Origin of the sequence: Deinococcus malanensis (assembly GCF_014647655.1) — a bacterium.
In the GTDB taxonomy this organism is placed as follows: Bacteria; Deinococcota; Deinococci; order Deinococcales; family Deinococcaceae; genus Deinococcus; species Deinococcus malanensis.
The window spans coordinates 42482-62321 of sequence record NZ_BMPP01000018.1 but is presented as its reverse complement, the minus strand read 5'-3'; the positions used below and the strand labels follow the sequence as shown (position 1 = coordinate 62321).

The window sequence follows — 19840 nt, the reverse complement described above, 5'->3', positions numbered from 1 at the left end:
CCTGGGTGTTCAGGACGCGCCCGGAGGCTGTTGTCTGTGGGGTGGAGCAGGCCAGCCTTGACGTGCTGACGCGCTGCTACTGTCCCCCTCGGCCCCCGGGAACTGGTTTTTCGCTTCACTCGGGCCGCGCCTGTTTCACCACTGCCCCGCAGGCGTCTGTGTGGGGGCGCTGTCCTGTACCCGGCAGCACAGGCAGCATAACACGGCCCGCCTGACGCGACCTTTACGCACCCTGAGCGCTTGGCAGACATATGGCGTCGCTTAAACCATTGGTGCGCACCGCCTTGATTCGAAGGGAGAAAGATGCATAGTCCGTGCGCTGCCGGCGGCTGTGGCGACGTCGTGTTGTTCTGGTGCTGGGCGTCCTGTCCAGGAAGCAAGGGCAGGGCGCCCGGCCCTCAGGATCGTTCTACCCAGCCGGTGAGTGGGGCGTGGTCGCTCAGGCGGGCGCCGCGGTCCACGCATACGCCCCTCACCCGCACCCCGGCCGACAGGAGGTAATCGATGCGCCAGCCGACGTTGTTGGCATAGGCATTCCCGCGGTTGCTCCACCAGGTGTACTCGGCGACTTCTCCCAGACAGTCGCGGTGGCAGTCCACCAGTCCGGCGGAAAGATGGGCCGTCATCCACTCTCGTTCATGCGGCAGGAAGCCGCTGTTTTTCTGGTTGCTGCGCCAGTTTTTGAGGTCAACCTGACGGTGGGCGATGTTGTAGTCCCCGCCGATCACTACCGGCGTTCCTCTGGTCAGCATGCTCTGTACCCAGGCGTGGTAGTCGTCCAGCACACGGTCCTTGAAGCCCTGTCGAGCTTCCCCACTGCTGCCACTGGGCAGGTACACACTGACAAAGCGCACTCCCTGGACCACCGCACTGACCACCCGGCCCTCGGCGTCCATCTCCTTGTGCGGCATGCCCGTCAGGACGTCGTCCAGCGGGTGACGGCTCAGCACGGCCACGCCGCTGTATCCGGCCTTCTGGGCTGGGAACCAGGCCCCGGCGTACCCCAGATCCCCAAGTGCCTCGGGCATGGGGTCGGCGCGCACCTCCTGCAGGAGCAGAACGTCGGGCGTTTCACGTGTCACCCAGTCGCGCAGTCCCTTGCGCAGGGCGCTGCGAAGCCCATTTACATTGAGTGTGGTGACTTTGAGTCCAGCAGGGAAGGACGAGGCGGCAGACGTCATCGGTCCCGAGCATAGCGGCCGCATAGCTGACAGGCGCGAGCCAGGACCTTATTCAGGCAGCAGATCCTGTCAGGCCGTTTAGGCGTCGTTCAGTCAACTCATGTACAGGGGGCCGTAGCGGACCGTTACGCTGAATCATGATTGACATCAAGTTCCGCAACGAATCGGACGGCCACGAGTACCAGATGACCCATCCCAAGGCCGAGCGGGTGCTGCAGGACGTTCAGCAGTGGGCGCAGCGCAACGAGTTCACACATGTCACCTTCTGGCGTGACGCCTCCGACGAGCACAAGCTGTGGGTGCAGCTGGGGGACGACCGCCTCAACTACTGGATCCATGACACGACCTTTACCGAAGGCAAGCACGACACCGTGGAAATGCAGATGGACTACGCGCGTGGTGCCCAGCGCCGCAGCGCCGCCGGCTACGAAAAGTTCGACAAGTAGTTCAGGGAATGGGAAAGTCCAGGACTACAAATTTTCAGAACAATCCGGCCGCTTGCGGCCGGCGCTGTCGTCCTGTTGAAATAGGAGACACAATCCGGCCCGAGCTTTCCGCACGGTTCTAACCTCCACCTGCCTGTCAGGGCGCACACTAGCTTCATCTGAGGGCCACCAGCCTTCGGAAGGAGGGAGTGCATGCAGGAACGTCCTGGACAGAACCATGACCTGGAAGATGACGATCTGCCGGTAGGGCAGGTCCTGAGCCGCCGCCATGCGCTGCGATTGTTCGGTCTGGCCGGAGGTGCGGCGCTGGCAGGAGGGATGACGCTGGCCCGGCAGGTTGCCCCGGGCAGACCGGCCCCTCCGGCCACTGGCCTTCCTGGCTGTGTGGTACGGCCACAGTCTGCCCAGGGCCCCTTCTTTACAGACGAGCGGCTCAGGCGGCGTGATATCCGCACCGACACCCGGTCGGGCAGAAGCGCTGCCGGCGTTCCGCTGACCCTCAATTTCCAGGTGTCGCGCGTGGGGCTGCGGGTGTGCGAGCCACGTGCCGGCGTGGTCGTGGATGTCTGGCACTGTGACGCTCTGGGCAGGTACAGCGACGTGAACGACCCGGGCGCCGACACCCGGGGCCAGACATTTCTGCGTGGTTACCAGACGACCAATGCGCAGGGAAGGTGCAGCTTCCAGACGATCTACCCCGGCTGGTACCGGGGCCGCGCGGTGCATATCCATTACCGCCTGCGCACACTCGACGCCCGGGGTCAGGTCAGTGGAGACTTTGTCTCACAGCTGTTTTTCGCGGAATCCCTGAGTGATCAGGTTCATGCCCTGGAGCCCTACCGGCAAAAAGGGCGTCGCGACACGCTCAACAGCACCGACGGGCTTTACCGCAACGGAGGCAACCAGATGCTGGTCCGCGCCACCGGCACCCCGCAACGGGGGCTGGTGGCCACCTTCGATGTGGGGCTGAACCTCAGCTGAGACGGGCAATATAGGTGGTCAGATGCAGGGAGTCTTGCACCGGGAAACGCTGGCTATTTACATGGATCTTCAGCCCGGAAGCCTCGACCAGCTGGTGGGCGTGCGCGGCCGTGACCTGGACGGGAATCCGGGCGTCGAGACGCATCGCCGTGAGTCCACTTCCCTGAAGAGCTTCACGAAGCGGGGTGTCCGGTCCCCGTCCGGAAGCCGGGCGGCCCAGGGCCCTCCAGGTAGCCGCCAGGTGTCCGGGTCCATGCGCGGCCACGATCAGCTGGCCACACGCCCTTAGGACCCGCTGCGCCTCGGCCATCGCTCGCAGCGGACTCGGCAGGTGCGAGAGCGTCCGCACCAGTAACACAGCGTCAAAGGTTCCGGACGGGTAGGGCAGCTGCTCGGCGTGGCCGGGACGCACGCCGGGACCGGCGTGCGGATCGAGCCCTTCAAGGGGGCCATCGTGGCCGCGCGCGGCCAGCTCACGCAGGAGTAACCCGGTGCCGGCCCCCACGTCCAGCACAGTCGCGGTGGCCGGCAGATCCAGCAATTCCAGAAGCGGACCTCCCGGCCAGTTCACTCCGCCCAGACGGGAACACAAAGCGTCACGCATGGCCAGGGTCATGGGATCAGCATAGAAAAACAGAGGCGCGGTTGCCCCGGCCTCTGCGCTGCCGTACCGCCCTTACATCTCCATGCGGGTTTTGAGGAAGTTGGTCATGACGGCCCCACGCTTATAGAAGGGGTTGTCCATGATCTTCACGTACAGCGGAATGGTGGTCTTGGGCCCCTGAATAACCGTCTCTTCCAGGGCACGCTTCATGCGCGTGATGGCCTGTTCGCGGTCATCGTGGTGCACGATCAGCTTGCCGATCAGGCTGTCGTAGTGCGGCGGAATCACGTAACCGGAGTAACAGTGGCTGTCCACCCGCACGCCGGGACCACCGGCGAAGTGCACGTCGTCGATCTTGCCCGCCGCCGGGCGGAAGTCCTTGTCAGGGTCCTCGGCGTTCAGGCGGCATTCGATGGAATGGCCCTGGAGCTTCACGTCCTCCTGCTGCAGTGCCAGACCGTGACCAGAGGCGATTTCCAGCTGCAACTTCACGAAGTCCAGGCCCGAGATCATCTCAGAAACGCAGTGCTCCACCTGAATGCGGGTGTTCATCTCCATGAAGTAGTAGTTGCCGTCGCGGTCCACGATGAACTCCAGCGTGCCGGCCCCGGCGTAGTTGACGTGTCTGGCCAGCCGCACGCCCGCATCCAGGATTTCCTGGCGCAGCGTGTCGGGCAGGGTGCTGGGCGCTTCCTCGATCAGCTTCTGGTTGCGCCGCTGGATCGAGCAGTCACGCTCGCCGATGTGGATCACGTGGCCGTTGCCGTCGCCCATGACCTGCACTTCGACGTGCCGGAATTCCTCCAGGAACTTCTCCATGATGATGGCCGGGTCGCCGAAGTACAGCCGCGCTTCCTCCTGCGCCTGTGCAAAGCCCTTGGCGAGTTCTTCCTGGGTACGGATGACCTTCTGCCCGCGACCACCGCCCCCGGCCGAGGCCTTGAGCAGCACCGGATATCCGATCTGCTTGGCAGCCAGCAGCGCGGCGTCCACGTCTTCCAGAACACCGGTTCCGGGCACCACGGGAACGTTGCTGGCCGCAGCGATTTCACGCCCGCCCGCCTTGGAACCCAGCGCGCGCATGCTCTCGGGCGTGGGCCCGATAAACACGATGCCATGCTCACGGCACATCTCGGCGAAGTCGGGGTTCTCGGCCATGAAGCCGTAGCCCGGGTGAATGCCCTCGGCGCCGGTCATCAGCGCTGCGGACAGGATGTTGGGGATGTTCAGGTAGGACTGGTTGCTGGCGGGCGGACCCACGCACACGCTTTCATCGGCCAGCAGCACCGGCAGACTCTTCTCGTCGGCAGTGGAATAGACCACCACAGTTTTGACGCCCAGTTCGCGCGCGGTGCGGATCACGCGCAGGGCAATTTCGCCACGGTTGGCGATCAGGATCTTTTTAAACATCGCTTCTATGCCCCTTTGCGGCGAAAAATCTCCGGGCGCGTCAGGAAAGGAGCCGCGTCCACGCGGCAGTTCCCAGCGTGCCCGCGCCGGATCACTCGATGATGAACAGCGTCTGGCCGTACTCAACCGGCTCGGCGTTCTTGACCAGAATCTCGCGAACGGTGCCGCCCTGCTCGGCCTCGATCTCATTCATCAGCTTCATGGCCTCGATGATGCACAGCACCTGTCCGGCCTGCACGGTGTCGCCCACCTTCACGTAGGGCGGCGCATCGGGGCTGCTGGACGCATAGAACGTCCCCACGATAGGTGCCTTGACCGGGGTGCCGGCGCTGACCGGCTTGGCTGGAGCAGGCGCGGCCTCGGCTTCGGGGGCCGGGGTGGCCGCGGCGGGAAGGGCCGGCGCACTGTCAGCGGCCGGGGCGGCTGGCGTGGGGGCAGCTGGAGCTGCAGGGGCATGGCCCGCGCCGGACATAAAGACAGGTGCAGGCACGCTGGGTGCCGGGGACGGGTACGACACGGCCTGGGGTCCGCGCTTGAGATCCATGGCAAAGCTGCCGGTCGACAGGCTGAATTCGCGCACATCTGCCACGCTCAGGGCATCGAGAATCTTCTTGAGGTCTTCGGGATTCATGGGTCCTCCTTGTGACGGTGCCGGGTGGGCTGTGCACTGGCTGCTTCATCATGCAGGGCCGCCAGGGCTGCCTGTCACCTAACGCTCGTTTGGCTGAACGCAGTCTAACCAAAAAGCCGGAAGGCGCCGCTCCGGTTTCCCAGTGGCGACGCCCCCCAACTCACATACTCAGGCGCGGCTCAGGTACTGGCCAGTGCGGGTGTCCACCTTGACGTTGGTGTCCTGCTCCACGAACAGGGGCACCTGCACCACGGCGCCGGTTTCCAGCTTGGCCGGCTTGGTGCCGCCCGAAACTGTGTCTCCGCGCACGCCGGGGTCGGTCTCCACGATCTTCAGGATGACCTGGTTGGGCAGCGTGATGGTCAGTGCCTTCTCGCCGTACATCGCCACTTCGACCTCGGTGTTCTCTTTCATGAACTTGGCGGCGTCACCCACCAGCGAAGGTGGCAGGGTGACCTGCTCGAAGGTGTCCATGTCCATGAACATGTAGTCGGCGCCGTCCTTGTACAGGTACTGCATCTTCTTGCCCTCGACGTAGATGTCCTGCAGTTTTTCGCCGCTGTTGAAGGTGCGGTCCACGATGCTGCCGGTTTCCATATTGCGGAATTTGGTCACGACCTTGGCGCCGCCGCGGCCCATCTTGAGGTGCGAGTAGTCCAGGCACTCCCACAGGCCGCCGTCCATTTCCACTTTGGTACCGTTGCGCAGTTCCGTCACACTGATCATGTCTTTCTCCTTGTTTCTGTCCGGGGCTGCCTCTGGTTTTCCAGCAAGGCTTTGACAGGAAAACAGGGAGCCGCGCGGCAACAGTGCGGAGTTTAGCAGAGCGGCGCATGGGCCTTCCACCCAGCAGGCGGGGTTTGCTACACTGTCACGGTTGCACGTCCGCCCCCGCCCCCGGTTTTGCTGGTCCACAGAGATCCCAGATCCGGCGCGCGGCGAGAGTGAGGCGGCGAAGAAACGCCAAGGAGAGAGAGCACATGGAACTGAATGCCAAACCCCGCAAGAGCCAGGAGAAGCTGGCCGAAGGCCTGATCCCCGCCGTCGCCTACAACAAGGAAAAGAACGTTTCTTTTACCCTGGACCGCAAGGCCTTTGACCGCGCCTTCCGTCAGCAGAGCACCACCGGCCTGTTCGATATCGCCGTCGAAGGCGGCGAGACCTTCCCCGCACTGGTCAAGACCGTGCAGATGGACAAGCGCCGCCGCAGGCCCATCCACGTGGATTTCTACATGGTCACCTACGGTGAGCCCATCGAAGTGTCTGTGCCTGTGCATACCACCGGCAAGAGCCAGGGCGAGATCATGGGCGGCCTGGTGGACATCGTGCTGCACAACCTCAGCATCGTGGCTCCCGGCCCGCGCCGCATTCCCCAGGAACTGACCGTGGACGTCAGCCGCCTGAACATCGGTGACCACGTGACCGCCGGTGACGTCAAGCTGCCCGAAGGCTGCAAGCTGGCCGTGGCTGAGGACAGCGTCGTCATCAGCGTGCTGCCGCCGCGCATGACCGCCGAGGAAGCCGAAGCCGAGACCCAGGCTGCCCAGGTGGCCGGTCTGGTTGCCGCCGGCGAACTGTCCGAGGAAGCCGCCGCCGCTGTGCTCGAAGGCGACGCGACCATCGAGGAGATCAAGGCCGAGGCCCACGCCGACGAAGGCACCCAGGCCACCGAGGACAGCACCGAAGAAGGCCAGCAGTAAGTTTTACGCTGCACCTCCAGGGCCGGCTCTTTATGAGCCGGCCCTGTTTTTATGCTGGTTGTGTTCTCTGATTGACAGCCGGATTCAGGAACTTCACGCTAAGAAACCGCAGTCCCCGGAAGGCGCTAAGAGACAGTCAAGAGAAAAGCAGCACACCTTCACGGAGCTCAAGAGGCTTCCCGGGGGTGGTTGCCGCAGCCTGAAGCGCAGAGGCGAGAACCCCTCGCACTTCAAACTCCGGAGGTTTCTGATGTCCAAACGCTTGTCCCTTCTGCTGGCCCTGACTCTGTTTACGCCCACCACGCTCGCTGGAGGCGCCGGCGCCCCACCCATGACGGCTGGTATGTCCACGGCGCAGATGACCAACAACTCCGACGTGCTGTTTATGGAGTCGGCCACCATCAGCAACCTGTCGGAAATCGCCACCTCCAGGCTGGCCCTGCAGCGCAGCACCAACGCAGCGGTGCGGGCCTACGCGCAGCGCATGATCACCGAGCACACCATGGCTCAGGCTGAACTGAACCGGGTTGCCGCCGCCCGGGGCGTTCGGCTGACCAACAAGCCTGGCCCAGAGCAGCGTCTGCTGGCTAATAAGCTGGCCACCCTGACCGGCCCGGCTTTTGACACCATGTACAAGCGCGTGCAGGTTATGGGCCACCAGATGACGCTGGACCTGATCATGGCCTACCGCACCATCGGCCGTGACCAGATGGCCCTGTCCTACGCCGCGAGGATGCAGCCTGCGGTCGAGATGCACCTCAGGGATGCCATGGCCCTGCCCGGGCAGTAAGACCCAGCAGATTCAATAACCAGATGGCCACCCACACGGACGTGGGTGGCCATTACGGTCAGAATGACGCTGCTTAGGCGGCTCCGACCTTCTCGGCGATGATGCCCTCGATGTACTTCACGACGCTCTGGAGCGGCACACGCGCCAGCACGTCTTCCAGGAAGGCCGTGACCAGCATCTTCTCGGCCAGTTCCTTGCGGATGCCACGTGAACGCAGGAAGAACAGCTGTTCTTCGTCGACGGGACCGGTGGTGCTGCCGTGGCTGCAGCGCACGTCGTTGGCGTTAATTTCCAGCTGAGGCACGCTGAAGTTGCGCGCCTCACTGGACAGCATCAGGGTGCGGTGCTTCTGGTAGGCGTCGGTCTTCTGGGCACCCAGATCCACCTTGATCATGCCGGAAAACACGCCGACGCTCTGACCGTCACCCACACCCTTGTACAGCAGGTCGCTGTGGGCGTTGGGGGCGGCGTGATGCTGCAGGGTGTAGTGGTCGAAGTGCTGGTCTTCATTGGCGAAGTACAGGGCCAGCATCTCGCTGTCGGAACCCTGGCCGCGCAGGTAGGACTGCATCTCGGTGCGCGAGAGCGTGCCGCCCATGGTCACCACCAGGCTGTTCAGCGTCGCGTCGCGCGCCACGTCGCCACGCTGGCGCTGGATGTGGGTCACACCCTTACCCCAGTTCTGGATGGACACGTAGCGCAGGCGTGCGCCCTGCTTGACCACCAGCTCAACCGCGCCGATGGCGTAGGTGTTAGGAAGTTCTTCACTGTCCTGCTCGTCAATAAAGGTGACCTGTGCGTTTTCCTCGGCCACCACCAGCGTGCGGGTGGCGGTGTAGGTGCCAGCTTCGCTCATAACGCGGAAGGAGCCCAGGGGCAACTCGACTTCCACGCCGCGCGGCACGTACACGAACGCGCCGTTGGTCCACAGGGCGGCAGCCAGGGCGCTGAACTTGCCCTCGCTGGGATCCGGGCTCTTGCTGGGTGTGGTGCCGGGCGCAGCGATGGTCGTGTCGTCCGGAACTTCAGCCGGAACCACCGAGTACAGGTGAGCCTGCACCAGGTCCGCGTGCTGCTCCACGGCTGTCTTCAGGTCAGTGAAAATGACGCCCTTTTCGCGCAGGTCGGCCGGCAGTTCGGTGCGGTAGACCACGTCAGGGCCGTCGAGCACCAGGAAGGCGCCCACGTCGGTGCCCTGCAGGCGCTTCTGCACGCTCTGGGGCAGGGCGGCGAGATCCAGCGCCACTCCGCGCTTGGGGTGAGGCTGCAGGGCGTCGAAGTCCACCTCGACCTGGGTGTACTTCCAGGCCTCGACCTGCTCGGTGGGCACAGAGAGGGTGTTGAACAGTTCCAGGCTTTCCTGGCGCTTGGTGGTCAGCCACTGGGGGCCGCCGGTCTGGGACAGTTGTTCGGTAAATTTGGTCATTGTTCCTCCAGCAAGGCGCGGACGCCACCAGGTGACATCCGCGTCCCGCCACGCCGCTTAGCCGACGCTGCCTTCCATTTCCAGTTCGATCAGACGGTTGAGCTCCACGGCGTATTCAAGCGGCAGTTCCTTGGCAATCGGCTCGATAAAGCCGCGCACGATCAGGCCGGCCGCCTGGTCCTCGCTCAGGCCGCGCGACTGCAGATACAGGATCTGCTCGTCGTTGATCTTGGAGACGGTGGCCTCGTGACCCACCCGCGCGTCTTTTTCCTCGATCTCGATGTACGGGTAGGTGTCGGTGCGGGCTTCCTCGTCCAGCAGCAGGGCGTCGCACTCCACGTTGGTCTTGGAGCCTTTGGCGCCTTCGTAGATCTTGACCAGACCGCGGTAGCTGCTGCGCCCCGAGTCCTTGGAGATGCTCTTGGAGACGATAGAACCGGAGGTGTGGGGCGCGAAGTGCACGATCTTGGCGCCGGCGTCCTGGTGCTGGCCGCGACCGGCCATGGCAATGCTCAGGACCTCGCCGCGCGCTCCTTCTTCCAGCAGGTAGCAGGCCGGGTACTTCATGGTGACCTTGCTGCCCAGGTTGCCGTCCACCCACTCCATCACGCCGTTGGCGTACACGGCGGCGCGCTGGGTGACCAGGTTGTAGACGTTATGGCTCCAGTTCTGGATGGTGCTGTAGCGGAAGCGCGCACCTTCCTTGACGATGATCTCGATCACGCCGGAGTGGAACGAGTCGGCGTTGTAGGCGGGCGCGGTGCAGCCCTCGATGTAGTGAGCCTGCGCGCCTTCATCGATGATGATCAGGGTGCGCTCGAACTGCCCGCTGCTCTCGGCGTTGATGCGGAAGTAGGTCTGGAGGGGAATGTCCACCTTGACGCCCTTGGGCACGTAAACGAAGCTGCCGCCCGACCACACGGCCGAGTTGACGGCCGCAAACTTGTTGTCCTCGGGCGGTACGACAGTCGCGAAGTACTCGCGGAACATCTCCGGGTACTGGCGCATGCCGTCCTCGATGCTCAGGAACACCACGCCCAGCTTCTCCCACTCCTCCTTGAGGTTGTGGTAGACCATCTCCGACTCGTACTGCGCGCCCACACCGGCCAGCGCGGCACGCTCGGCCTCGGGGATGCCCAGGCGCTCGAAGGTGTTCTTCACGTCTTCGGGCACATCGTCCCAGGAACGGGCGTTGAAGCCTTCGGGCTTGATGTAGTAGTAGATCTCGTCGAGGTTGAGGCCCGACAGGTCGGCGCCCCACTCGGGCATCGGCTTGGAGTTGAAGATGTCCAGGGCCTTGAGACGGAAGTCCAGCATCCACTGGGGCTCTTCCTTGGCCTTGGAGATCATTTCGACGACGTCACGCGAGAGGCCCTTGGGCGCCTTGATGGCGTAGCGCTCGGGGTTGCTCCACCCGTATTCGTACTCGTTGTTGATGGTGCTGGCTTCAGGATTAACGGTCATGTGAAGTCCTCCATTAGAGGTCGTACGTAAAGGTGAAGGGTTGCCCGCGCTCGCTGAGGTGACTGAGGATGGTCTCTGCTTCCCGCAGTTCGCTGCTCACATCGTCCGGCAGGAGGGCAGTGAGCTGCAGCAGGGTGCGGACGGTCTGGAGTCCTGTGGCGGCGGAGTGCCACTGCGTGTCCTGCGGTTCGTAGTCCGGGAGCTCCAGCTCCTCGGCCAGCCCGTTCTCGTCAACCAGGTCAGTGCCCACCAGTTCGGACAGAGGCGTGACCGCGTGTTGCCGGGCCAGGTCGTCGAGAAGATCAAGGTGCCCGAACAGTGCCCGGCCGTCCAGTTCGGCTGGTGCCTCGTCCCGGGTAGCGATAAAGAGCGCGGGCATAAGTTCAGGCGGTCGCCAGCTCCTTGACCCAGTCGTAACCCTGGGTGTCGAGCTTCTTGGCCAGTTCGGGGCCGCCGCTCTGGACGACCCGGCCCTGCACGATGATGTGAACCTTGTCCGGGACGATGTAATCGAGCAGGCGCTGGTAGTGGGTGATGATCAGGCCGCCGAGATTTTCGCCGCGCATGGAGTTCACGCCCCTGGCGACGATCTTCAGTGCGTCGACGTCAAGTCCGCTGTCGGTCTCGTCCATGATGATGTAGTTGGGGTCGAGCATCAGCATCTGCAGGATCTCGTTGCGCTTCTTCTCGCCGCCCGAGAAGCCCTCGTTGAGGTAACGCTCCACGATGCTCTCGTCCCACTCCAGCACCTTCAGGGCGCTTTGCAGCTTGCCGTAGAACTCGGTGAACGACACTTCCTGGCCTTCTTCCTTGCGGGCCTGCATCGCCAGACGCAGGAAGTTGGCGATGGTCACCCCGGGAATTTCGACCGGGTACTGGAAGGCCAGGAACAGACCCAGGCGGGCGCGCTCGTCGGGTTCCATCTCCAGGATATTCACGCCGTCTACCAGCACCTCGCCCTCGGTGACGGTGTACTCGGGGTCGCCCACGATGACCTTGGCCAGGGTGCTCTTGCCGTTGCCGTTGGGTCCCATGACGGCGTGCAGTTCGCCGCGGGGAACAGTCAGATTGATGCCGCGCAGGATGGGCTGATCACCCACGGACGCGTGCAGGTTACGGATTTCGAGCTGGTGAGGCTGATTGGTCATACGGTCTCCTTGGCCGGGAATCTTGTTAGGAATGATTCCTGATTTCCTGGCCATTTTACGCGTCTTCGGGTCTAAAGTCGAGTGTTTTAGTGTGGATTACAGACTGTGCTTTTGTCTGATTTATGAGGCGCCCCATGACCTTTTCACGCTTGCCACAGCGCTGCGTGTTAACCCCTTACAGGTGAGTCCCCTTGATCTGCTGCGCGCCGCCGGCCCTCTCCTGTGGGTGCTGCTGGCCTTATCTCTTTACGTGGTGTATCTCACGGTCATGCGGATCCTGGCCCTGCGGCGGCTGGGCCAGGATGCCGGCGCCCTGATCGAGCGGGCCCGCGCTATCACGGCCGAAAGTGGTCCGGCGGCGGCACTGGCAGAAGTCGACCGCGCCGCCCATCCGGCCCCTGCCGCGCAGGTGCTGCGGGCGGGGCTGCACCGCGCTGACCGGGGCCCGGACGCGGCGGTCTCGGCCATGCAGTCGGCCCTGCTGGCCGAGGACAGCCGACTGTACGCCGGCTTAAGTGCCCTGAGCACCGCCGCTCAGGTCGCACCGCTGCTGGGTCTGCTGGGCACCGTGATCGGGATGGTGCGCTCGTTTCTGGTCTTCAGCCAGACCAGTGCGCCTACCCCGGCCCAGCTGGCCACCGGCATCAGCGAGGCGCTGGTCAACACGGCGGCCGGGCTGGTCGTGGCCATCGTTGCCTATGTGGCCCGCAACGCCCTGCGTGCCCGTGCAGACCGGATTGCCACCCAGGCCGAACGGGTCCGTGAAGACCTGCCCGGCTGGCTGACTCCACGCCTGGGTGCCGCGCAGTTGGCCAGTCCAGTGGTCACCCTGCCTCCCCGTCCTGAAGTGTCCCTGAGCTTCGACGGGGCGCGCCGGTGAGACGCCGCTTCCGTGAGGGCGCAGACGAGGTGACCTTCGACTTTGCCCCGATGGTGGATATCGTGCTGCTGCTACTGATCTTCTTTTTCCTGACCAGCAGCCTGGGCGCGCGCAACAACGCGCTGCCGCTGGACCTGCCGCGCGCCAGCACCACCGTGCAGGAGACACCAGCGCTTCCGATTGTCAGCGTGGACCGTGCCGGCAAGGTTTTTCTGGACGGCAAGCCCACGACCCTGACCCGCCTGGGGGGGCAGCTCAAACCGCTGCTGGCCGCCTCTGACGGCATGGTGGGCCTGCGCGCCGATGAACGGGGCAACTATGGTGCCGTTGTCCGGGTGATGGACGAGATCAAGAAGGCCGGTGGAGAGCGCCTGGCGCTGGGCACCCGCAAGGCAGCAGGCAGCCCATGACCACCCTGCCGCGCCCGCCCGGGCCGTCATCCCCTGAGCAGCAGGACCGCTGGCGCGCCGCCGGGGTCACGACCGCGCTTCACGCGGCCCTGCTTCTGGGGCTGCTGCTGGCCCGCCCCACTGATCCCGAGCCCCGGCGCCTGACGCCGGCAGATGCCCGGCGGGCTCCGATGGAAGTGGTGACCCTGGTCCCTTCGCCTGAGCCCGCAGCCGTCCCGCCACGCCAGGAACAGCCTGCGCAGGCAGCTGCTCCCTTGCGGCCTCCGGCACGGCCGGCTCCGGTGAAACCGCCGCCTGTCAAACCGGCACCCACGAAACCGGCGACTGTCAGGGCTGCACCGGCCAAACCGCCGTCCGTCAAGCCTGTGACGGCCTCGCCTGCCCTTCCCCAGCCCACAGCCCTCAGGCCCGAGCCGGCTGCCCGTCTGGCGTCACCAGCGAGGTCCGTTCCCGCGCCTGCTGCAGAGGCTGGAGGCACGCCCCGGGCAGCGTCCGGCCCAGCTGAGGCGTCTGTGGCTCCTTCAGCTGGGGCTACTGGGTCCCCGTCCCAGTCATCCGCATCGGCACCTGCGGCTGCCGCAGGTACGGCTTCCCGCCCTGCGCCCGCTGCTGCCCCCACGCCGGATCCCACCGCCCCTGCCAACGAGCCCGCCGAGCTGGCCCCGGACACCACTGTGGCTCCGGGCACTGGAGACCTGGACCCTGTGGCGGAGGAAGCTGTGACCGAGGAAGCAGCCAGTCAGGCCGCACCGGCTGACAGTGAAGTGGCTCCGGCCGAGCCGGAGCCGGTTGCTGCCCTGCCGCGCCGGGAGCAGGTGGAAGCCGCTGTGCAAGCGCCTGCCGAGGCCGCGCCCGAGCCGGCGCGGGAAGCTGCTGCGGCCATTCCGGCGGCGCCTGCACGGTCACCCACTCCGGACGCTCCAGACAGTCCGGTTGCGGCCATTCCTGCGCGGCCAGTTACACCTGCACCAGCCAATGCTCCCGATGTGCCGACCACGCCGCGCGGCACCGTGGCCCCAGCACCAGATCCTGTCCCGGCCCAGCCTTCCCCTCCCGTTCCGGCCCGGCCACCGGTCACTGCGCCTGCCCCTCAACCCCGCCCAGAAACCCCCGTGGCGTCCACTCCTGCTCCGGCACCCCGTCCGGTGGTGCCGACCCGCCCAGCTGCCGGCGATGGAGCCTCCTCCGCTTCGGGCACCTCCGCGCCGGCCGCCCCCAGACCAGGATCATCTACGCAGGCAGCAGCCACGCCGGCACCAGTCACACCAGTGCCGGTCACACCAGCTCCAGTCGCCGCTTCGCCAGCCCCAGCCTCGCCCGCCGCCTCCAGACCTGTAGAGACAGCGCGCCGGACCCCAGACAGCGGTTCCGGGACTTCAGGCCCTCCAGAGACGGGCCGGGCAGCGGGGTCCGGCGCGGGCGGCGGCACCCCAGCAGCGGAGGCCCCGGCAGCCCGGGCGGGTGGCAGTGTTGGGTCTGCCGGAGCGGCGCCTTTCGGGTCTGGACCATCAGGATCCGCGCCATCCGGGTCTGGGCCTGCTGGAACAGGTCCTTCCGGAGCTGCGCCATCGGCGGGACCCGCGCCGTCCGGGTCTTCAGGGCCTGGGACCGGCTCCGGCGGGTCTGCACCTGCTGGTGGCGGCCCTGGCGCAGCCGGGGCTGGTCCGGGCAGCGGCAACGGCGCTGGCGGTCCCGGCGGCGGAGGAACCGGCAATGGGGGAGGAGGCAACGGTGAGGGTGCGCGCCCCGGAGCAGGGGGAGCAGGTGCCGCCGCCGGCCGTGAGGACCGGCCTCTGAGCTGCACGGTGGTGATCGACGTGCGCGGCTTAGGGAACTTCCAGCGGGCCCAGAGCAGCTTTGTGATGTCTGCCGGCGCACAGGTGTGGCCCGACCCGGAGCTGATCAAGGGTGTGAGTTCTGACCTGGTCATGGAAGGCAACCTGCACACCTACGTCACCTCCGAAGCCGGGCTGGCTCCGTTCAAGAACGTGACCCGGGTGAAAGCCAGCCGCGTGATTCCCTCCAAATTTGCGCCCAACTCGGACTATCTGGCTGATGTCGAACTTTCGGCTGCCGCTGCCCAGCAGTTCCGTGCGGCGGGTGAAGCCTGCCGCGTCGTCTACTTCAAGGATTGATTCCACTGCTTTTCTGGAGGTTCTTAGTGTACAAATCCATTCTGCTATCCCTGCCCCTGCTGCTCTCCGCGCCTGCCCTGGCGTGGGTGCCTCAGCTCGAACAGACCACGGCCCGCAACGTCATCAATGGGGCCTACGCCCGCCGTGATCCGGTCAACACCTTCCTGACCGTTGACCTGGGGGTCAAGGAAGGCCAGTTCGCTTCGGGCAAGGATGCGGTCAGGGTGTTTGATGGCGAAGCAGCGTGCGTGGCCGACTGGCTGGCCGCACCGCTAGACTTCAGCAAGGGCAGCCGTCCGGTGGCCGTGACGGTGAGCGGACAGGCCGATCAGCTGGCCTATCAGGCCACCGAGGCCCGCGACCGTTTCCGCAACCTCAGCGTGGCGGACGCACTGGGCGCCGAACTGTCGCGTGCACGTCTGCCGGATGGGCAGCTGCGTGTCGATGTCAGCGTGCGCGGCCTGCCCACGGAAAAAGCCCGCGCCGCCTATCTGGCACGCCTGAAGGGACCGGAGGGCAAGCTGATCGCGCCGGTCCGCAGCAGCTACGTCAACGATTTCAAGGAGGATGCCGGCAGGTGGAGCGGCACGCTGGTGTACTACTTCGAGCCGCTCAAGGCCGGAATGGGCGCCAGTGACAAGGTCGACCTGCTGCTGCGCACTGAGGCGGATACCAACTGCGCCTACAGCGTGATCCTGGACCTGGGCAGCTTCCAGTAATACGGACTCCGATTGAATCGTTCTTGCAAACGATTCAATCGGAGCGGAGCGAGTGGGAGAAAAACAGGTTCCGGGCGTGGAATTGACAAACCGGCGCTCTCCCGGTTTTTCAATGAAACAGCCGGAATCCGTATAAGGGCTCTGTGGCGGGCGGGCAGCGCACGGCACGTACAATGCCGGGCGTGCCCGCCTTTCCTCTTCTGGCCGTGGACATCGGCAACACCAGCACTGTGCTGGGGCTCGCGGACGAGTCCCTGACCCTGACCCACACCTGGCGCGTGCGCACCAACCGCGACATGCTGCCGGACGACCTGGCCCTGCAACTGCATGGACTGTTCGCCCTGTCCGGCGCACAGGCACCACACGCGGCGGTCCTGAGCAGCGTGGCGCCGCCGGTCGGAGAGAACTACGCTCTGGCCCTGCGGCGGCACTTCATGGTCGAAGCCTTTGAGGTCAGCGCGGACAACCTTCCGGACGTGCAGGTGGAACTCGACCAGCCGGGTGTGGTGGGCGCCGACCGTCTGTGCAACCTGTTCGGTGCCGAGAAGTACATGGACCACCACGAGTATGCCGTGGTGGTGGACTTCGGCACCAGCACCAACTTCGATGTGATCGGCAAGGGCCGCCGCTTTCTGGGCGGGGTGCTGGCCACCGGTGCGCAGGTCAGCGCCGACGCTCTGTTCTCCCGCGCGGCCAAGCTGCCGCGGATTACCCTGGCAGCGCCGCAGACCGCCATCGGCCGCAACACCGTTCATGCCCTGCAGTCGGGGCTGGTGTTCGGGTACGCCGACATGGTGGACGGTCTGCTGCGCCGCATCCGCGCCGAACTGCCCGGGGAGGCCGTAGCCATTGCCACCGGAGGCTTCGCCCGGACCATCGAGGGCATCTGCCAGGAAATCGACCAGTACGACGAGACCCTGACCCTGCGCGGTCTGGTTGAACTCTGGGCCAGTCGGTAGAAGCCAACGAAAACGCCCCGGCCAACTGCTGGCCGGGGCATTTTCGTTGGTCGCTGGGCTGCGGTATTTACGCGAAGAGCAGGATCAGTCTATGCAGGGCCCAGCCCAGGGCAATACACACCGGGATCGTGAAGATCCACGCCTGAACGATGCGGCCGGCAACCTGCCATTTGACTTTGCGGAACCCCTTGGTGGTGCCCACGCCCATGATGCTGCTGCTGATGGTGTGGGTGGTGCTGACCGGAATGCCCAGCTGCGTTGCAGCGGTAATGACGGCAGCGGCGCTGGCCTCGGCCACGAAGCCGTCGACCGGCTTGAGGTCCACGACCTTGAAGCCCATGGTCTTGATGATGCGCCAGCCCCCCATGGCAGTGCCCAGGCCCATGGCAATCGCAGCAGACAGAATCACCCACAGCGGCACCACTTCAACCTGGGTGCCTAGATAGGCACTGAGGGCGAAGGTCATGATTCCCATGGCCTTCTGGGCGTCGTTGCCGCCGTGCGAGAAGGCCATGAAGGCCGCCGAGCCGATCTGCAGCCAGCGGAAGCTGCGGGTCACGGTGCGCGGCTTCATCCAGCGCAGCACCAGCCAGGACAGCAGGGCCATCAGTACAATCGGCACGATAAAGCCCAGGGCTGGGCTGGTCACCAGACCAATCAGGGTCTTGCGCACGCCCTTGGGCACAATGATGCCCCAGCCGCCAGCCGCCACACCTGCACCCACCAGACTGAAGATCAGCGCGTGGCTGCTGCTGCTGGGCAGCCCCTTCCACCAGGTGAACAGGTTCCAGATGATCGCGCTGAGCAGTGCCGCGCCGGTGAGCTCCAGCGTGGCGAAGTCCTGCGGCACGATGTCGGTGGCGATGGTCTTGGCGACGGCGGTGCCCGACAAGGCCCCCACCACGTTCAGGATGGAGGCCATCGCGATGGCCTGGGCAGGGGTCAGTACCCTGGTGGCAACCGAGGTGGCGATGGCGTTGGCGGTGTCGTGAAAGCCGTTGATGAAGTCAAAAGCCAGGGCCAGGGCCAGAATGATGATCAGGCCGATCAGGGCAGGTTCCATGTGAGTCAGCCTGCCTTCACGCGTTCTTGAGCAGGATGCTCTCGACGGTCTTTGCCACGCGCTGGGCCTGGTCCGACGCGTCTTCGATCAGATCCACGATCTCGCCGCCGCGCATGGCGCGGATCATGCCATGGACGTCGTTGACACCCTGGTACAGGGTACGCTGCACTTCGTCGCTGATGGTGTCGCCCTCGTCTTCGAGCTTGCGGATCTCGACGGCAATTCTGGCCAGATCCGGCCCCCTGCGGGTGTCCTCGATCATGGGCATGCCCTCGGCCAGCAGCGCGCACTGGCGCTCGACCACACGGGCAAGCTGCGCCATCTGTGGCAGGGGGGCCTGCACGCCGTACAGGCTGAGCTTACGGGCGGCGTCCTCCATGTCGTCGACCAGATCGTCCAGTTCGTCGTTCAGGGCAATGATGTCCTCGCGGTCGAACGGCACGATGAACGACTCGGCCAGCAGGTTAGTGATCTCGCGGCTCAGGCGGTCCCCTTCGTGTTCCAGGTCACGGACGCGCTGCACCTTGCGCTCCACATCGGTGTAGTTCTCCAGCAGGTCCACGAGCGCCTGGGCAGTCAGGTGAGCGTTGCGGGCAGACTCCGCAAACTTGGCGCTGAACTTCGGGTTGTGGGGCATGAATTTTGACAGAACCATGATAATCCTCCTGATTGTCTGCCCTAATGTCATGAAAATGTCAGGACACTGAGACAAAGGAAAGGGGAGGCCCCAGATGAACCTCCCGCAACTCTGTGTCAGTGTAAGGTTTCCCGGCCCTGTCGTGCCCTCAGCTGGCTCTGGCGTCCGGCGCTGCAGGCGCACTGATCTGCACACGGTTGAACGCTCCAGATGTGACGTCGTTCAGCGCCTGTTCGGCGTGCCCCAGCGTGGTTTCGGGGGTGTCCTGCACGTCGGTGAGTCCCACGCTGATGCTGGGATTCACGCCCTCGATGGGCCGTGAGGCCACCCGTAGCCGCAGCCGCTCACAGGCAGCCCGCCCCGCCCGCGCATCCGGCACGCGCAGCAGCAGGATAAACTGCCGGCCCGAGAGACGGCCGACCAGATCATCGTCGCGCAGGCATTCCACCAGGGTCCGCGCCACGTGGGCCGTGAGCCGCTCCATAAAAGCCTCGCCCCGCTCGGCCTCCAGGCGCTGGGCATGGTCGATGCGCACCACGGCCACCGACACGCCGCCTGGGCGTGCTGCGAGCTGACGCAGGCAGCGTTCCACGGTGCTGCGGTCCGGCAGTCCGGTCAGGGGATCACGCGGCCCGCTCTCCAGGTCTGTCCAGGCTCCGCGTCTCGTCTGACGCCGGATGACTTCTTGCACCGAGCGCTGGGCGGTCAGCAGCAGCCCACAGGCCAGAAGGACCTGAAGCAGCAGGGCGGCTCCGGCGTCTGCTCCACGCGCCAGGGCACCCCCGGACAGTCCCAGGAGCACCAGCAGCGCCATGTTTGTCAGCCACCGGGCTTCCGTGGGTGACAGCCGCCAGGTGTGCGAGACCAGGAGCGCCGGAACCCACAGCAGGACCGGAGCCAGTGCCTCGACCTGAGACCCGGCCGGCAGGCCGGCCACCACAAAAGCCGCCTTGAACAGCACGTAGCTCCAGGCTCCCAGCATGGCCATGCGGCCCGCGAGAATCACGGGGAGTGGAAGGTAGCCCGCAGCTGCCAGGTTCATGGTGGCCAGCAGGCCCAGCAGCGCCGGTAACGCCACCCGGTCAAAGGCCGCCAGCTGCGGATGGGCCGGCCACAGCAGCAGAGCCAGACCGGCCAGCACAACCAGGGGCAGCTCCAGACGGCTGGTGGCCGGGATCGGGGGGCGCAGCCGGCCCTGCCTGGGGTGCAGGCTTTCCAGAGACAGGGCAGTGGCGTTGTGCATACCGCTTCAGCGA

23 protein-coding genes are annotated in these 19840 nt (G+C 65.3%); 10 read left to right on the top strand and 13 right to left on the bottom strand.

All coding sequences use genetic code 11. From position 1 onward, the window contains the following. Positions 1–398: 398 nt before the first annotated feature. A complete protein-coding gene (locus tag IEY49_RS17590; protein ID WP_189011151.1) occupies positions 399–1181 on the bottom strand; it encodes an exodeoxyribonuclease III in 783 nt (260 codons plus the stop codon). Between the two features lie 137 nt (positions 1182–1318). Here IEY49_RS17590 and IEY49_RS17585 point away from each other — a divergent pair, with 137 nt between their 5' ends. Both IEY49_RS17585 and IEY49_RS17580 read left to right on the top strand, forming a co-directional pair. After that, a complete protein-coding gene (locus tag IEY49_RS17585; RefSeq protein WP_189011149.1) occupies positions 1319–1627 on the top strand; it encodes a hypothetical protein in 309 nt (102 codons plus the stop codon). 192 nt (positions 1628–1819) lie between these two features. Next, positions 1820–2608, top strand: a complete 789-nt coding sequence (locus IEY49_RS17580) for a dioxygenase family protein (RefSeq protein WP_189011147.1) — start codon at positions 1820–1822, stop codon at positions 2606–2608. On the opposite strand, the gene IEY49_RS17575 is transcribed toward IEY49_RS17580, so the two are convergent. The 4 genes from IEY49_RS17575 to efp form a co-directional block, all read right to left on the bottom strand. Then, a complete protein-coding gene (locus IEY49_RS17575; protein ID WP_189011145.1) occupies positions 2601–3224 on the bottom strand; it encodes a class I SAM-dependent methyltransferase in 624 nt (207 codons plus the stop codon). The genes IEY49_RS17580 and IEY49_RS17575 overlap by 8 nt on opposite strands. Positions 3225–3284: 60 nt before the next feature. Then, entirely contained in the window at positions 3285–4622 is a 1338-nt protein-coding gene (gene accC, locus IEY49_RS17570; RefSeq protein WP_189011143.1) for an acetyl-CoA carboxylase biotin carboxylase subunit, read from the bottom strand. A gap of 91 nt (positions 4623–4713) precedes the next feature. Further along, positions 4714–5253, bottom strand: a complete 540-nt coding sequence (gene accB, locus IEY49_RS17565) for an acetyl-CoA carboxylase biotin carboxyl carrier protein (protein WP_189011141.1) — start codon at positions 5251–5253, stop codon at positions 4714–4716. 168 nt (positions 5254–5421) lie between these two features. Further along, positions 5422–5979 carry an elongation factor P gene (gene efp / locus IEY49_RS17560; RefSeq protein WP_189011139.1) on the bottom strand — a complete coding sequence of 186 codons (558 nt, stop codon included), beginning with the start codon at positions 5977–5979 and terminating at the stop codon, positions 5422–5424. Positions 5980–6233: 254 nt separating this feature from the next. On the opposite strand from efp, the gene IEY49_RS17555 reads away from it, so the two are divergent. Together IEY49_RS17555 and IEY49_RS17550 are read left to right on the top strand one after the other, a co-directional pair. Continuing rightward, positions 6234–6953, top strand: coding sequence for a 50S ribosomal protein L25/general stress protein Ctc (locus tag IEY49_RS17555; RefSeq protein WP_189011137.1), 720 nt, complete (start codon positions 6234–6236; stop codon positions 6951–6953). 250 nt (positions 6954–7203) lie between these two features. Beyond that, a complete protein-coding gene (locus IEY49_RS17550; protein WP_189011135.1) occupies positions 7204–7743 on the top strand; it encodes a DUF4142 domain-containing protein in 540 nt (179 codons plus the stop codon). A gap of 73 nt (positions 7744–7816) precedes the next feature. On the opposite strand, the gene sufD is transcribed toward IEY49_RS17550, so the two are convergent. Genes sufD through sufC form a run of 4 tightly spaced genes read right to left on the bottom strand, consistent with a single transcriptional unit; the run spans position 7817 to position 11781 of the window. Then, the gene (sufD, locus tag IEY49_RS17545) at positions 7817–9169 is read right to left on the bottom strand and encodes a Fe-S cluster assembly protein SufD (RefSeq protein ID WP_189011133.1); all 1353 of its coding nucleotides are present in this window, start codon (positions 9167–9169) and stop codon (positions 7817–7819) included. Between the two features lie 57 nt (positions 9170–9226). After that, positions 9227–10633 carry a Fe-S cluster assembly protein SufB gene (gene sufB, locus IEY49_RS17540; protein ID WP_189011131.1) on the bottom strand — a complete coding sequence of 469 codons (1407 nt, stop codon included), beginning with the start codon at positions 10631–10633 and terminating at the stop codon, positions 9227–9229. Positions 10634–10646: 13 nt separating this feature from the next. After that, the gene (locus IEY49_RS17535; RefSeq protein WP_189011129.1) at positions 10647–11012 is read right to left on the bottom strand and encodes a hypothetical protein; all 366 of its coding nucleotides are present in this window, start codon (positions 11010–11012) and stop codon (positions 10647–10649) included. 4 nt (positions 11013–11016) lie between these two features. Then, on the bottom strand, positions 11017–11781 hold the full coding sequence (gene sufC, locus IEY49_RS17530) for a Fe-S cluster assembly ATPase SufC (protein WP_189011127.1): 765 nt from the start codon (positions 11779–11781) through the stop codon (positions 11017–11019). 181 nt (positions 11782–11962) lie between these two features. On the opposite strand from sufC, the gene IEY49_RS17525 reads away from it, so the two are divergent. After that, positions 11963–12661 (top strand): MotA/TolQ/ExbB proton channel family protein, encoded by a 699-nt coding sequence (locus tag IEY49_RS17525; RefSeq protein ID WP_189011125.1) that lies wholly within the window; start codon positions 11963–11965, stop codon positions 12659–12661. Next, a complete protein-coding gene (locus IEY49_RS17520) occupies positions 12658–13071 on the top strand; it encodes an ExbD/TolR family protein (RefSeq protein ID WP_189011123.1) in 414 nt (137 codons plus the stop codon). The genes IEY49_RS17525 and IEY49_RS17520 overlap by 4 nt, the downstream gene beginning before the upstream one ends. Positions 13072–14161: 1090 nt before the next feature. Here the strand turns inward: IEY49_RS17520 and IEY49_RS17515 are convergent. Further along, complete coding sequence (locus IEY49_RS17515; RefSeq protein WP_189011121.1) at positions 14162–14500, bottom strand: hypothetical protein; 339 nt, start codon at positions 14498–14500, stop codon at positions 14162–14164. Between the two features lie 38 nt (positions 14501–14538). Here IEY49_RS17515 and IEY49_RS17510 point away from each other — a divergent pair, with 38 nt between their 5' ends. From IEY49_RS17510 to IEY49_RS17495, 4 genes are all read left to right on the top strand, one after another. Beyond that, positions 14539–14868: a hypothetical protein gene (locus tag IEY49_RS17510; RefSeq protein ID WP_189011119.1), complete on the top strand. Its 330-nt coding sequence runs from the start codon at positions 14539–14541 to the stop codon at positions 14866–14868. An 11-nt stretch (positions 14869–14879) separates the two neighbouring features. Beyond that, a complete protein-coding gene (locus tag IEY49_RS17505) occupies positions 14880–15206 on the top strand; it encodes a hypothetical protein (RefSeq protein ID WP_189011117.1) in 327 nt (108 codons plus the stop codon). A gap of 26 nt (positions 15207–15232) precedes the next feature. Then, positions 15233–15925 carry a hypothetical protein gene (locus IEY49_RS17500; protein WP_189011115.1) on the top strand — a complete coding sequence of 231 codons (693 nt, stop codon included), beginning with the start codon at positions 15233–15235 and terminating at the stop codon, positions 15923–15925. Between the two features lie 182 nt (positions 15926–16107). Then, entirely contained in the window at positions 16108–16884 is a 777-nt protein-coding gene (locus tag IEY49_RS17495; protein WP_373291943.1) for a type III pantothenate kinase, read from the top strand. A gap of 67 nt (positions 16885–16951) precedes the next feature. Here the strand turns inward: IEY49_RS17495 and IEY49_RS17490 are convergent, their stop codons facing one another. The 3 genes from IEY49_RS17490 to IEY49_RS17480 form a co-directional block, all read right to left on the bottom strand. After that, positions 16952–17947: an inorganic phosphate transporter gene (locus IEY49_RS17490; RefSeq protein WP_189011112.1), complete on the bottom strand. Its 996-nt coding sequence runs from the start codon at positions 17945–17947 to the stop codon at positions 16952–16954. Between the two features lie 16 nt (positions 17948–17963). Continuing rightward, entirely contained in the window at positions 17964–18602 is a 639-nt protein-coding gene (locus IEY49_RS17485; protein ID WP_189011110.1) for a DUF47 domain-containing protein, read from the bottom strand. 130 nt (positions 18603–18732) lie between these two features. Next, the gene (locus IEY49_RS17480; RefSeq protein ID WP_189011108.1) at positions 18733–19827 is read right to left on the bottom strand and encodes a GGDEF domain-containing protein; all 1095 of its coding nucleotides are present in this window, start codon (positions 19825–19827) and stop codon (positions 18733–18735) included. Positions 19828–19840 lie beyond the last annotated feature (13 nt).

Bases quoted from the DNA above. Each gene is read 5' to 3' on its own strand.
- IEY49_RS17590 (WP_189011151.1), bottom strand. From the start codon at position 1,181: ATGACGTCTGCCGCCTCGTCCTTCCCTGCTGGACTCAAAGTCACCACA.
- IEY49_RS17585 (WP_189011149.1), top strand. From the start codon at position 1,319: ATGATTGACATCAAGTTCCGCAACGAATCGGACGGCCACGAGTACCAG.
- IEY49_RS17580 (WP_189011147.1), top strand. From the start codon at position 1,820: ATGCAGGAACGTCCTGGACAGAACCATGACCTGGAAGATGACGATCTG.
- IEY49_RS17575 (WP_189011145.1), bottom strand. From the start codon at position 3,224: ATGACCCTGGCCATGCGTGACGCTTTGTGTTCCCGTCTGGGCGGAGTG.
- accC (WP_189011143.1), bottom strand. From the start codon at position 4,622: ATGTTTAAAAAGATCCTGATCGCCAACCGTGGCGAAATTGCCCTGCGC.
- accB (WP_189011141.1), bottom strand. From the start codon at position 5,253: ATGAATCCCGAAGACCTCAAGAAGATTCTCGATGCCCTGAGCGTGGCA.
- efp (WP_189011139.1), bottom strand. From the start codon at position 5,979: ATGATCAGTGTGACGGAACTGCGCAACGGTACCAAAGTGGAAATGGAC.
- IEY49_RS17555 (WP_189011137.1), top strand. From the start codon at position 6,234: ATGGAACTGAATGCCAAACCCCGCAAGAGCCAGGAGAAGCTGGCCGAA.
- IEY49_RS17550 (WP_189011135.1), top strand. From the start codon at position 7,204: ATGTCCAAACGCTTGTCCCTTCTGCTGGCCCTGACTCTGTTTACGCCC.
- sufD (WP_189011133.1), bottom strand. From the start codon at position 9,169: ATGACCAAATTTACCGAACAACTGTCCCAGACCGGCGGCCCCCAGTGG.
- sufB (WP_189011131.1), bottom strand. From the start codon at position 10,633: ATGACCGTTAATCCTGAAGCCAGCACCATCAACAACGAGTACGAATAC.
- IEY49_RS17535 (WP_189011129.1), bottom strand. From the start codon at position 11,012: ATGCCCGCGCTCTTTATCGCTACCCGGGACGAGGCACCAGCCGAACTG.
- sufC (WP_189011127.1), bottom strand. From the start codon at position 11,781: ATGACCAATCAGCCTCACCAGCTCGAAATCCGTAACCTGCACGCGTCC.
- IEY49_RS17490 (WP_189011112.1), bottom strand. From the start codon at position 17,947: ATGGAACCTGCCCTGATCGGCCTGATCATCATTCTGGCCCTGGCCCTG.
- IEY49_RS17485 (WP_189011110.1), bottom strand. From the start codon at position 18,602: ATGGTTCTGTCAAAATTCATGCCCCACAACCCGAAGTTCAGCGCCAAG.
- IEY49_RS17480 (WP_189011108.1), bottom strand. From the start codon at position 19,827: ATGCACAACGCCACTGCCCTGTCTCTGGAAAGCCTGCACCCCAGGCAG.